Raw genomic sequence first — 12,093 nt, 5'->3', positions numbered from 1 at the left:
CCCCCGCGCGCGTCCCGCCGGTTCACCCCCCATCCGGCCGGGGCGCGCGCCCCTTCCGTACCAGTACGGGTACCAGTGCCCGTACGAGTACGAGCACGCCCAGCGCGAGCGCCACCCCCGCCACCGCGCCCCACGGCACCCACCCCACCACTGCCAGCACGCACAGCAACGGCAGCCCCAACAACGCCACCGGCAACACCGAGTACACGCTCATTCGCCCGTCCTCCCCCTCGCCGCGTCCAGATAGCCGGACAGGTCGTCCCACTGGCCCGGCCGGGCCGACGCGTCGCCGCTCAGGGCCGCCGGGTCCGCGCGCCAGGCCTCCCGTACGCCCTCGGAGATCGTCCGGTCCCCGCCGCTGAACAGGGCGCTCAGCTCGTCCATGCGCGCCACCAGCTTCCTCACCGCGGCGGCGGTCGGCGGCGTCCCGGCTGTGCGCAGCGCCTCGGCCCGCCGGTACAGCTCGGGCCACTCGACCTCCAGGAGGTAGTGCGCGCTCGGGCCGAGCGCGGCGGCGCGGGCGCCGAGGCCGCGCACCTGGTCGTCGTCCAGATGCCGCCGCAGCGCCTGCTCGGCCGCCGGGCCCGCCGCCCCGGTCGCGCGGAGCGCGGCCAGCACCGCCTCGGTTGTCGGCGCCCGCCCCTCGGCGACCTGCTCCTCGATGTGGAGCAGCCGCTGCCGCAGCGCGCCGAGGGCCGCCAGCGCCTCCTCGACACTCGCGCGGTGATCGCGCAGCACCCGGCTCGGGTCGACGCCGGAGTCGAGGCAGACGGCGATGGTCTCCAGGCCGAGACCCAGGCCGCGCAGGGCGAGCACCTGGTAGAGGCGGACGACGTCGTCCTCGGTGTACTCCCGGTGCCCGCCCGGCGTGCGGCGGGACGGTGAGAGCAGCCCGATGGTGTCCCAGTGGTGCAGGGTACGGACGGTCAGCCCGCTGGCCTCGGCCAGCGGGCCCACCTTCCAGGTCGTGAAAGCGGTCATGACTCAACGATGCATCCTCACGTGGCGTGAGGTTCAAGCCCGGGGCCCGTCCCATGCCGCCCCGGCCGCCCCAGGCCGCACCGGGAGCGCGCTACGGCTCGCGCGGCACCTCCGGCAGCGCCCCCGTGCGAGCCAGCTCCCGGTACCAGCGGGCGCTGGACTTGGGCGTACGGGTCTGCGTCTCGTAGTCGACGTACACCGCCCCGAACCGCTTGCCATAGCCGTACGCCCACTCGAAGTTGTCGAGCAGCGACCAGAGGAAGTAGCCGCGTACGTCCGCCCCGTCGCGCATCGCGCGGCGCACCGCCGAGAGGTGGCCGTGCAGATAGCGGATGCGGTCCGGGTCGTGGACCGAGCCGTCCGCGGCGGGCTTGTCGTCGTACGCGGCGCCGTTCTCCGTGATCATCAGCGGTACGCCCGGCGCCTCCCGCGTGTAGCGCATCAGCAGGTCGTACATGCCGGTCGGGTCGATCGACCAGTTCATCGCCGTCAGCTCGCCCGGCGGCTGGTGGAACAGGACGGAACCGGCGCCGGGCCACGGCGAGTACGCGCTCTCGCCGTGCCCGTCGGGTCGAGGTCCGCGCAGGTCAGGGCCACTGTCGGGGCCATTGTCAGTGGCGGCGGATACAACTGAGGGTGCGTAGTAGTTGATGCCCAGCAGATCGAGGGGGTGCTTGATGGTGCTCAGATCGCCGTCGTGGACGAACGACCAGTCGGTGAGCCGCGTGGTGTCCCGCAGCAGATCCTCGTCGTACGCGCCCTTGAACATCGGCCCCGTGAACACCCGGTTGGCGAGCGCGTCGATGCGCCGGCACGCGTCCAGGTCGGCGGGCGACTGGGTGCGGGCCCTGACCGCGCTCGGATTGAGGCTGATCGCCAGCCTGGCCGCCTTCGGCAGCGTGGCGCGCAGGGCCCGGGCGGCGAGCCCGTGGCCCAGGCTGAGGTGGTGCGCGGCCCGCAGCGCGGCCACCGGATCGGTGCGCCCGGGCGCGTGGACGCCCGAACCGTACCCGAGAAAGGCGCTGCACCAGGGCTCGTTGAGGGTGGTCCACATATCCACCCGGTCGCCGAGCGCCTCGGCGACGAGCCCCGCGTAGTCCGCGAACCGGTGGGCGGTGTCCCGCTCCGGCCAGCCGCCCGCGTTCTCCAACTCCTGGGGCAGGTCCCAGTGGTAGAGCGTGAGGGAGGGCCGGATGCCCTGCTCCAGGAGCTTGTCCACCAGCGCCCGGTAGAAGTCGAGCCCGCGCTGGACGGCGGGGCCGCGCCCGGTCGGCTGCACCCGCGACCAGGACACGGAGAAGCGGTACGCGTTGAGGTTCAGGTCCGCCATCAGCCGGATGTCGTCCCGCCAGCGGTGGTAGTGGTCGACGGCGACGTCCCCGCTGTCCCCGCCGGACACCTTCCCGGGCGTACGGCAGAAGGTGTCCCAGATGGACGGCGTACGGCCGCCCTCGGCGACCGCGCCCTCGATCTGGTACGCGGAGGTGGCGGCGCCCCAGAGGAAGTCGGGCGGGAAGTCGGACGGGCCGTCGGGCGAGACGTCGGACGGGCCGTCGGGCGAGACGTCGGACGGGCCGTCGGGCACGTGGTTCTCGGGTGCGGACTCGGACATGGAAGCGCTCCCATCGAGAGTGTTACGGAAGAGAGAGGAGGTGGTCCGCCGGTCAGCCCTTCACCGCGCCCTGCATGATCCCGCCCACGATCTGCCGCCCGAACAGCACGAACGCCAGCAGCAGGGGCAGGGTGCCGAGCAGGGCGCCGGCCATGATGACCGACTGGTCGGGGATGTAGCCGCGGCCGAGGCCGGTGAGCGCCACCTGGACCGTGGGGCTGCCGTTCTGGGTCAGCGCGATGATCGGCCAGAAGAAGTCGTTCCAGGCCATCACGAAGGTGAGCATGCCCAGAACGGCCATCGCGGGCCGGGCGGCCGGGAAGACCACGTGCCACACCACCCGCCAGCTGCTCGCGCCGTCGACCCGGGCGGCCTCGATCAGCTCGGTGGGCAGGGCCTCGACGAGGAACTGCCGCATGAAGAACACCCCGAAGGCGCTGACCAGGGTAGGGAGGATGACCGCCTGGAGCTGATCGGTCCAGGACAGCTTGGCCACCATCATGTAGAGCGGGACCACGCTGAGCTGCGGCGGGATCATCATCGTGCCGATCACCAGCAGGAGCAGCACGTTCTTGAAGCGGAACCGCAGCTTGGCGAAGGCGAATCCGGCGAGCGTGGAGAAGAAGACCGTGCCGAGCGCGATCGAGCCCGCCACGATCGTGGTGTTGAGCAGGGCCGTGCCCATGTTGGCGTCGGTCCAGGCGATCTTCAGGTTCTTGAAGAGGTTCCCGCCGAACCAGAAGGGAGGAGGAGTCTGGGCGAGCCGCTCGTTGCTGCGGGAGGCGGCTATCGCCGTCCACACCAGGGGGAAGAGCGAGCCCGCGGTGAAGAGGATCAGCATCGCGTACGTCAGCCGCCCGCCGTGCAGTTGGCGCCCGGCGCGGCTCTTCGTGCGGGTCACCCGGGTCACCGTCACTGCGTCGTCCCCTTCCGTAGGGCGCGGGAGACCAGCCAGTTCACCGCGCCGATCAGCAGCAGGATCAGGAACATCGTCCAGGCGATCGCGGAGGCCCGGCCGAGGTGGAGGTTCACCCAGCCCTGCTCGTACAGATAGAGGCCGAGGGTCTGGAACTGGTGGTCGGAGCCTCCGGTGGCCCCGGCGCCGCCGTTGAACAGCAGCGGTTCGCCGAACAGCTGGGTCGCGCCGATCGTCGACACGACGCAGGTGAACAGGATCGTCGGCCGCAGCGAGGGCACGGTGACGTGCACGAACTGCTGCCAGCGCGAGGCGCCGTCGAGCGCTGCGGACTCGTACAGATCGGGCGGGATGGCCTGCATTGCGGCCAGATAGATCAGCGCGTTGTAGCCCGTCCAGCGCCACACCACGATCGTGGAGACGGCGAACTGCGAGGTCCAGGTGCCGTTCTGCCAGTCGACCGGTCCCCAGCCGGCCTGCCCGAGCGCCCAGTTGACCATGCCGTAGTCGCGCCCGAAGAGGAGGACGAAGACCAGGGTCGCGGCGGCCACGCTGGTGGCGTACGGGGTCAGGACCGCGACCCGGAAGAACATCGAGCCGCGCAGCTTGTAGTTGAGCAGATGGGCGATGCCGAGGGCGATCAGGAGTTGGGGGACGGTGGAGATGATGCCGATGGTGAACGTGTTGCGCAGTGCGTTCCAGAAGAACTCGTCCGAGAACAGGCGCGAGAAGTTGCGCAGCCCGACCCAGTGCATCTCGTTCGGCGCGGTCAGCTCGACCTGGTGCAGCGAGGCCCAGCCCGTGTAGAGGAGCGGGAAGAGCCCGAACACGGCGAAGAAGAGGAAGAAGGGTGCGACGAAGGCGTACGGGCTCCAGCGCACGTCGCGCCGGTAGCGCCGACTGCGCCGCTCCCGCCGCCGCGCCTCGACGGCGTGGCCCGGCGGGGCGGCGGCGCCCACCGCCGTCCCACCCCCACCCCCGGACCCGCCCACTGCCGCCGGGCCACCCCCGGCCCCGCCCGGGGCCGCGCCCTCCGGGGCGAGCCCGGGCCCGCCCGGCCCACCGGCCCCGCCCGGCCCACCGGCCCCGCCCGGCCCGCCGGCCCCGGTCCCGGGCGCGGTCGCCGGGCGCCGGTCATCCGCCGCGCCCGGCGCCCCCGCGCCCCCGGTGCCCGCGGCCTCCGGCCGCCTCGTCACTGGTCCAGAGCGTTGTCGATGGCCTTCACCGCGGCTTCCCAGCCCGCCTGCGGGGAGCGGCCCTTCTGGTCGACCTGGAGCATGCCGACGTCGGCCAGGTTCTGCGCGATGATCAGGTCCTTCGGCCCCAGGGGCTGCACCGGGGTGCCCTCGGCGGCCTTGGCGAAGATCTGCCCGATCGGGGCGCCGCCGAAGTAGTCGTGGTGGGCGCCGGAGACGGCGGGCAGGGGGTACGCGGCCCGGGCGCTCGGGAAGCTGCCGCGCTTCTCGAAGAACGTCGCCTGCTGGGCCGGGGCGGTGAGCCAGGCCGCTAGCTCGGCGGCCTGGGCGCGGTGCTTGCCCGCCGAGGGGACGACGAGGAACGCGCCGCCCCAGTTGGACGGCTTGGGCGCGGCCGCCACGTCCCACTTGCCCTTGCCCGCGGCGCCCGCCTTGTCCTGGATGTAGCCGAGCATCCAGGCGGGGCAGGAGACGGTGGCGAAGGTGCCGTTGGCGAATCCCTGGTCCCAGCTGGGCTGGAACTGCTGCAACTTGGCGGTCAGCCCGTGCGTGGCGAACGAGGCAGCCGTGTCCCAGGCCGCCTTCACGGCCGGGTTGGACTTGTAGACGACCTTGCCGTCCGCGTCGTAGTAGCGGGTGGCGCCGGAGCCGGTGACGGCGTTCAGGACGCCGGAGGCGGAGTCGACGAAGGCCGTCCCCTTGGGCGCCTTGGCCTTGTACTGCTCACCCGCCGCCAGGTACTTCTGCCAGTCGCCCGCCCACAGCTTCCCCACGGCCTCCCGGTCGGTGGGCAGCCCGGCGGCGGCGAACAGGTCCTTGCGGTAGCAGATGCCCTGCGGCCCGATGTCGGTGCCGAGGCCGACGGTCTTGCCGTCCTTGGTGGTGGCCTGCCCCCACTTCCAGGGCAGGAAGGCGTCCTTCTCGACGCCCTTCACCTTCCCGAGGTCCTCCAGGTGGGCCGCCTGGGTGGCGGTGACCTCGGCGATGTTGTTGACCTCGACGGCTTGGATGTCGGCGAGCCCGCTCCCGGAGCCGAGGTGGGTGAGCAGCTGCGGGTAGTAGTTCTCGTTCCGCTCGATCGACGTCTGCTTGATCTCGATGTCCGGGTGGAGCTTCATGTACGCGTCGTAGAGCCCGGCCTCCTTGAGGCCGAAGGCGCCGAAGACCCCGACGGTGAGCGTCGTCTTCGCCCCGCCGCCCCCGCTGCCGCCGGAGGAGGAGCCGGAGCCGGACGAGTCCTTGCTGTCGCCGTCGTCGGCGCAGCCCGCGAGCAGCCCGGCGCCCAGCACCGAGACGACGGCGAGCGCCGCGATCCGCCGGGGCGCGCCCCTTCTCGGCGCGCTTGTTCTCGTACGCATGGTGATCCTCCAACTTGCTTGCCGTGCGGGATGATTGACGGTCAGTCGTGCAGTGGGGGAAGGTGCGGAAGGTGTACGGGCGCGTGGGGGTGGGAGCGCTCCCAGTCGTGATGTGTTGAAGGGTGGCGACTGTCCGGGAGGGTGTCAAGGGAGCGGACAAAGGCGGTCCGCAGACGGAGCCGGGCTGTTAGTTTTCACCCGAGTTCCGCGATGGGCGGCGAGACGGGGAGGCAGGCATGACAGCAGCTCGCACGGTCCGGGGCCGTGGGGCCGGGCGGCCCACCCTTGAAGAGGTGGCGGCACGTGCCGGGGTCGGCCGGGGCACGGTGTCGCGGGTGATCAACGGGTCGCCCCGGGTCAGCGACCGTACCCGCGCGGCCGTCGAGGCGGCGGTGGCCGAGCTCGGCTACGTCCCCAACCGCGCGGCCCGCGCCCTGGCCGCCAACCGTACGGACGCGATCGCCCTGGTCGTCCCCGAGACCGAGACGCGCTTCTTCGCGGAGCCGTACTTCTCGGAGGTCGTCCGGGGCGTCGGCCAGGCGCTGGCGGAGACCGAGATGCAGCTCCTGCTCACCCTGGTGGGCAGCGACCGGGAGCGCCGCCGGCTCGCCCAGTATCTGACGGGCCATCGGGTCGACGGCGTCCTGCTGGTGGGCGTGCACGCCGACGACCCGCTGCCCGAGCTCCTGGAGCAGCTGGACATGCCGGTGGTGATCAGCGGCCCGCGCTCCGAGGACGAGCCGCTGGCCTCGGTGGACTCGGACAACTTCGCGGGCGCGCGGGCGGCCGTGGCCCATCTCGTGGCGCGCGGCCGCCGCTCGGTGGCCACGATCACCGGGCCCCTGGACGTGTACGGGGCGCGCCGCCGCCTGGACGGCTACCGGGCGGCCCTCGCCGAGGCCGGGCTGCCCGTCGCCCCGCAGCTGGTATCCCCGGGGGACTTCACCGAGGAGGGCGGGCGCCGGGCGATGGCCGATCTGCTGGACCGGGCCCCGGAGGTGGACGCGGTCTTCGCCGCCTCGGACGTGATGGCGTCGGGCGCCCGGCAGGTGCTGCGCGAGCGCGGCCGCCGGGTCCCCGAGGACGTCTCCCTGGTCGGCTTCGACGACTCGGCGATCGCCCGCCACATGGAGCCGCCGCTCACCAGCGTGCGCCAGCCGATCGAGGAGATGGGCCGGGCGATGACGGAGCTGCTGCTGGCTCAGATCGCGGCGGGCGAACCGTCCCGCCCGCGCCTGGTCCTGCCGACGGAGTTGGTGGTCCGCTCGTCGACCTGAGCCGGGAAGCCCTGGTCCGGAAGTCCTGGTTCGGAAGCCCTGCGGGGCGACGAGAAGGCCCGGGGCAACGAGAAAGGCCCGGGGCAACGAGAAAGGCCCGGTCCGCTTCCGCGGACCGGGCCTTCCCGATCAGGGTGAGTAACGGGACTCGAACCCGCGACATCCTGGACCACAACCAGGTGCTCTACCAGCTGAGCTATACCCACCATGCGTGGCCGGACTGTTGTGGTCTGGGAAAGTCCCTGGGGGCTTTCCGTACCGGCCGAGAAAAAGTGTACAGGGTCCGGGAGGGTGCTCGCGCACATGTTTCGCGGCGCCCTCCCGGGGTGCCCTTCGTGCTCGCCCGGAGTCCCCCCGAAGGGTTACTCCGCAGGCAGGACGTGCTTCGCCGCGATCGCCTTCGCCGTGTCCGAGTCCGGGCCCGGCTGCGGGACGAAGATCGCCTCGCGGTAGTAGCGGAGCTCCGCGATGGATTCACGGATGTCCGCGAGCGCGCGGTGGTTGCCGTTCTTGTCCGGACTGTTGAAGTACGCCCTCGGGTACCAGCGGCGGGCGAGCTCCTTCACCGAGGAGACGTCCACGATCCGGTAGTGGAGGTACTCCTCCAGGGCCGCCATGTCGCGCGACAGGAAGCCGCGGTCGGTGCCGACCGAGTTTCCGCACAGCGGGGCCTTGCCCGGCTCCTTCACGTGCTCGCGGACGTACGCCAGGACCTGCGCCTCGGCGTCGGCCAGCGTGGTGCCGCCGGCCAGCTCGTCGAGGAGCCCGGAGGCGGTGTGCATGGCGCGCACCACCTCCGGCATGGTCTCCAGCGCGGCGTCCGGGGGACGGATCACGATGTCCACCCCTTCACCGAGCACGTTCAGCTCCGAGTCGGTGACCAGTGCGGCCACCTCGATAAGTGCGTCGTCCGCCAGCGAGAGCCCGGTCATCTCGCAGTCGATCCACACCATGCGGTCGTTCATGTGTCTCAGCCTACGGGGCCGCTCCGCTGGCCCGGCAGACTCGGACGCATGTAACCGGTGGCGTACATCTCGGCGACGGACTTCCCCGGATGGTCCGGCGGCGCCGCGTGCGAGATCGCCGCCGGTCCGACCATGGCGCTCGCCGCCGCCGTGCGCCGGGCCGGTGGCATGGCCTGCGGCGGTACGGTCTCCAGCGTCGGCGCACCCCCGGACGGCTCCGCCTGCGGCCGGCGCGCCCGGTACGCCGCCCGGTAGGACGCCGGGGACGAGCCGAGCTGGCGGCGGAAGTGCCCGCGCAGCGCGACCGGCGAGCGGAAGCCGCAGCGGCCCGCGACCTCGTCGACCGAGTAGTCCGACGTCTCCAGGAGACGCTGGGCCTGGAGCACCCGCTGGGTGATCAGCCACTGGAGCGGGGCCGATCCGGTCAGCGAGCGGAACCGCCGGTCGAACGTACGGCGTGACATGTACGCGCGAGCGGCGAGGGTCTCCACGTCGAACTGCTCGTGGAGGTGCTCCAGCGCCCAGGACACGACCTCGGCCAGCGGGTCGGACCCGATCTCTTCAGGTAAAGACCTGTCGAGATAGCGCTCCTGACCGCCACTGCGCCGCGGCGGGACGACGAGCCGGCGCGCGAGGGCTCCGGCGGCGTCGCTGCCGTGGTCGGTCCGCACGATGTGCAGACAGAGATCGATTCCGGCCGCCGTGCCCGCCGACGTGAGGACGTCCCCGTCGTCGACGAACAGCTCCCGCGGGTCCACGTGGACCGACGGATAGCGCTTGGCGAGCGTCGGCGCGTACATCCAGTGCGTCGTCGCCGGGCGGCCGTCGAGCAGCCCGGCGGCGGCGAGGACGAACGCCCCGGTGCAGAGGCCCACGATGCGGGCCCCTTCCTCGTGCGCCCGGCGCAGTGCGTCGAGCGCGGCCGCCGGTGGCGGTGAGGTGATGGATCGCCAGGCCGGCACCACCACGGTGCCGGCCCGGTTGATGGCTTCCAGCCCATAGGGCGCGGTCAGTTCGAGCCCGCCTGTGGTCCGCAGGGGGCCCTCCTCTCCGGCACAGACCAGCAGGCGGTAGCGGGGTACGCCCGCGTCCTGCCTGTCGATCCCGAACACGGAGAGCGGAATGGAGCTCTCGAAGATGGGGCCGCCACTGAACAGCAGCACGGCAACTACTTCCCGGCGGCGACGGCCGGCGAGCTTCCTTGTGGCCTCCGGTGATGCGGCAGCGGAGGCCTGGCTCATTTTGCTAAGCCCCCCTCGGTGTTCGCGGCTCCCCGTTCTTGTCGGGCTTGTCGCTCCTGCACTTTTCCCCTTGGTTTTGCACGAGTCCCCCAGCCTTCGATACGCATGATCGAATCTACTGCGTTCCGTGGCGTCGGCGTGACAAGTCCGGTACTCAGCGCTATGTCGACTTGGCAACTTGGCGCGAAGCGTTCGACCACGAAGGGTTTCACTCAAGGCGCCCGCAGGGAAGTGGGCGTCGCATGCATGGCCCGTACCCGTATGGCCAAACCCGCCACCGCTGCCCGTTTTCCGCTGGTGGCAAGGGGGTTGGCAGGCCATTTCGGGCAAGGGAGAGGGGGGAGGGGAAGTTGGCTGAAAACATACGGGTCCGTGTGTGCGAACGCGTCAGTCCAACGGCGAACTTGCGCCGTTCGCCCTGGGGGCCCGGTGTCTGCCGGGTCCCGGTCGGTCGGCCGTGCGCGCCTGTCGCGCCGCCCGCGCCGCGCGCTCTGACTGTCTCAGCAACAGCCGGCAGACCGCGGTGACGGCCGCGAGCCCGAGCGCCGAGCCGGCCGCCCCGGCGAACGAGGAACCGTAGACCACGAGCACCACCGGCACCAGGACGCAGCTGAACGCCGCCCAGCGCACGACCTCGCCCGCGCAGTCCTCGGCCCCCGTGACGGGCGTCCGCGCGCCGTGCGCGCCTCCCTCCGCGCCTCCCTCGCCGCGCGGCGGCCCTCCGGCGGGCGCGGGCGCGCCGGGCCCGAGGGGGGCGTACGCGACCCGGCGCGAGCCGCCGGGCGGAGTGGGCGGGCCGGCGTCCTCGGCGAGCGGCGGGGCGGACACGGGCATGGGCTCCCTGGCGGTCTCGGAATCAGCGTCGCAACGGCCGCGTGTCTAACGGGCGGGCACGCGTTCCGGTCACTGCGCGTACACGGCCGGGCCACAGCCGACGGACAGCCGGGACGTCACCCGAAGTGGATCGAACGTGCACAGAATGTTGAAGAAGGGACCTCTGTACCGGCCAACTGCCATTGCCATCCGGGGCGGGCTCGTGCATGCTCCGGGGAACGCCGTGCAGCATCGGCGGCTCTGGGCAGGAGAGGAGTGTCGCCGTACCCTTGGGGGTATGGGCTTGGGAAGATGATTCCCGGACACAGCTCCGCCGCCACCTGTCGCCCTCCATGAGGATCCAAACGCCGAGACACCCATGGCCGGTCAAGAATTTTCCGAACCCGCGGACCGCAAGCAGGTAGCCGACCCGACGTCGGACCTCCAGGCGGCAGAAGAGCCACGTCTGTCCTGTGACCCCGCCTTCCGTCACGGAGTGGTGGTCGGCTTCGACGGCTCCACGTCGAGCGAGCGCGCCCTCGCGTACGCCATCGGCATGGCCAGACGCTCCGGCTCTGGTCTGATCATCGTGCACGTCGCCAACCGGCTGCCCACCACCGTGTGGGCGGGCTGCGAGCCGCCGGTCTTCGTGGACGTGCCGGACCACCGTACGGAAGTGCTCGGCCTGGAGCTCGCCTGCGCGGACTACCTCACCGAGGTCTCCTGGATCCTGGTCGAGCGCGGCGGGGACATCTGCCACGAGCTTGAAGAGGTCGGGCGGGAGTACGCGGCGGACGCGATCGTCGTCGGCTCCACCCACGGCATCGTCGGCCGGATCTTCGGCTCGGTCGCCGGCCGCCTCGCCCGCCGCGCCCAGCGCCCCGTGGTCGTCATCCCGTAACGCAGCCGTCCCGCAGCGCCGCCGTCGTCCCAGCTGAGACGGCGTCAACTCCCTTGGTTCCAGGGCGAATCTACCCTCCGGTAGGGGGTGGATTGTGCCCTTGTGAAGGGTACATAAAGGTCGCTGGGAAGCAGCACGACCTGCAGCACAACCGCACATGAAGGGAGCCCGTCGTGGACCACGAAGCCCCTGCGGGAAGCATCACTTCCACTCTCGGCCACCTCGCACTCGGACTCACCCTGCTCGCCTTCGGCCTCGGCACCACCAAGGTCATCGACGGTGTCACCGTGGCGGACGCCGTGTCGATCGCGACCTACGTCGGCGGGATCGCCCTCTTCGTCCTCGGCATCGTCGCGTTCCGTGACCAGGACGCCTTCACCGGCACCGCGTTCGCGGGCCTGGGCGCCTTCTGGTTCACCTGGGCCAGTGGCGCGGACTCCACGTTCTCGACCAACGCGGCAGGCCTGTTCCTGCTCCTGTTCGGGCTCCTCGCGCTGAGCCTGGCGGTGGGCTCGGCGGGCTACGGGCCGATCCGGCAGGGCTCGTTCGGGCTGCTGTTCGTCTCCCTGGTGCTCCTCGCGATCGCCGACTTCGCCACCAACGACGGCCTCGCGAAGGCCGGCGGCTGGGTGGCGGCGGTCGCGGGCGCCGTCTCCTGGTACGGGGCCACGGCGGGCCTGGCCAACTGGCCGACCGCGATTCCGCGACGCGCTGCCGGCCGGGGGGTGACGGCCGCCGGCTAGTGACCTGGTTTGGAGATCCTGTCGCAGTAGCGGCAGATGCGGTCGAGGATCTGGTCGGCGGTCTTGGTCCATTTGAAGGGCCGGGCTTGG

Annotated in this window: 12 protein-coding genes and 1 tRNA gene; 3 read left to right on the top strand and 10 right to left on the bottom strand. The window is 71.7% G+C overall.

Annotated features, from left to right (window positions below; all coding sequences use genetic code 11):
• Nucleotides 1–22 precede the first annotated feature (22 nt).
• The 6 genes from AB0G17_RS14905 to AB0G17_RS14880 form a co-directional block, all read right to left on the bottom strand.
• Nucleotides 23–214 (bottom strand): hypothetical protein, encoded by a 192-nt coding sequence (locus AB0G17_RS14905; RefSeq protein WP_361381232.1) that lies wholly within the window; start codon nucleotides 212–214, stop codon nucleotides 23–25.
• Entirely contained in the window at nucleotides 211–981 is a 771-nt protein-coding gene (locus AB0G17_RS14900) for a MerR family transcriptional regulator (RefSeq protein ID WP_361381229.1), read from the bottom strand. Before AB0G17_RS14900 ends, AB0G17_RS14905 begins: the two co-directional genes overlap by 4 nt.
• 91 nt (nucleotides 982–1,072) lie before the next feature.
• Nucleotides 1,073–2,593: a beta-glucosidase gene (locus AB0G17_RS14895; RefSeq protein ID WP_361381226.1), complete on the bottom strand. Its 1,521-nt coding sequence runs from the start codon at nucleotides 2,591–2,593 to the stop codon at nucleotides 1,073–1,075.
• A 52-nt stretch (nucleotides 2,594–2,645) separates the two neighbouring features.
• Nucleotides 2,646–3,434 (bottom strand): carbohydrate ABC transporter permease, encoded by a 789-nt coding sequence (locus AB0G17_RS14890; RefSeq protein ID WP_361381718.1) that lies wholly within the window; start codon nucleotides 3,432–3,434, stop codon nucleotides 2,646–2,648.
• 71 nt (nucleotides 3,435–3,505) lie between these two features.
• A complete protein-coding gene (locus AB0G17_RS14885; protein ID WP_361381223.1) occupies nucleotides 3,506–4,468 on the bottom strand; it encodes a sugar ABC transporter permease in 963 nt (320 codons plus the stop codon).
• A gap of 233 nt (nucleotides 4,469–4,701) precedes the next feature.
• Entirely contained in the window at nucleotides 4,702–6,063 is a 1,362-nt protein-coding gene (locus AB0G17_RS14880) for an extracellular solute-binding protein (protein WP_361381221.1), read from the bottom strand.
• 236 nt (nucleotides 6,064–6,299) lie between these two features.
• Between AB0G17_RS14880 and AB0G17_RS14875 the strand changes: the two genes are divergently transcribed.
• Nucleotides 6,300–7,340: a LacI family DNA-binding transcriptional regulator gene (locus tag AB0G17_RS14875; protein WP_361381218.1), complete on the top strand. Its 1,041-nt coding sequence runs from the start codon at nucleotides 6,300–6,302 to the stop codon at nucleotides 7,338–7,340.
• A gap of 133 nt (nucleotides 7,341–7,473) precedes the next feature.
• Here AB0G17_RS14875 and AB0G17_RS14870 read toward each other — a convergent pair.
• The 4 genes from AB0G17_RS14870 to AB0G17_RS14855 form a co-directional block, all read right to left on the bottom strand.
• A tRNA-His gene (locus AB0G17_RS14870) sits at nucleotides 7,474–7,546 on the bottom strand.
• Between the two features lie 156 nt (nucleotides 7,547–7,702).
• Nucleotides 7,703–8,305 carry an oligoribonuclease gene (gene orn / locus AB0G17_RS14865; RefSeq protein WP_361381215.1) on the bottom strand — a complete coding sequence of 201 codons (603 nt, stop codon included), beginning with the start codon at nucleotides 8,303–8,305 and terminating at the stop codon, nucleotides 7,703–7,705.
• Between the two features lie 5 nt (nucleotides 8,306–8,310).
• Nucleotides 8,311–9,546 (bottom strand): helix-turn-helix domain-containing protein, encoded by a 1,236-nt coding sequence (locus tag AB0G17_RS14860; protein ID WP_361381212.1) that lies wholly within the window; start codon nucleotides 9,544–9,546, stop codon nucleotides 8,311–8,313.
• Between the two features lie 387 nt (nucleotides 9,547–9,933).
• Entirely contained in the window at nucleotides 9,934–10,176 is a 243-nt protein-coding gene (locus AB0G17_RS14855; RefSeq protein WP_361381715.1) for a hypothetical protein, read from the bottom strand.
• 562 nt (nucleotides 10,177–10,738) lie between these two features.
• Between AB0G17_RS14855 and AB0G17_RS14850 the strand changes: the two genes are divergently transcribed.
• On the top strand, nucleotides 10,739–11,260 hold the full coding sequence (locus AB0G17_RS14850) for a universal stress protein (protein WP_358835471.1): 522 nt from the start codon (nucleotides 10,739–10,741) through the stop codon (nucleotides 11,258–11,260).
• A gap of 173 nt (nucleotides 11,261–11,433) precedes the next feature.
• Entirely contained in the window at nucleotides 11,434–12,003 is a 570-nt protein-coding gene (locus AB0G17_RS14845) for an acetate uptake transporter (RefSeq protein WP_361381208.1), read from the top strand.
• The last annotated feature ends 90 nt before the right edge of the window (nucleotides 12,004–12,093 follow it).

The organism is Streptomyces sp. NPDC023838 (genome assembly GCF_040639555.1).
Lineage (GTDB): Bacteria > Actinomycetota > Actinomycetes > Streptomycetales > Streptomycetaceae > Streptomyces.
The sequence above is the reverse complement of the archived record's forward strand: the minus strand, read 5'-3'. Positions and strand labels throughout refer to the sequence as shown.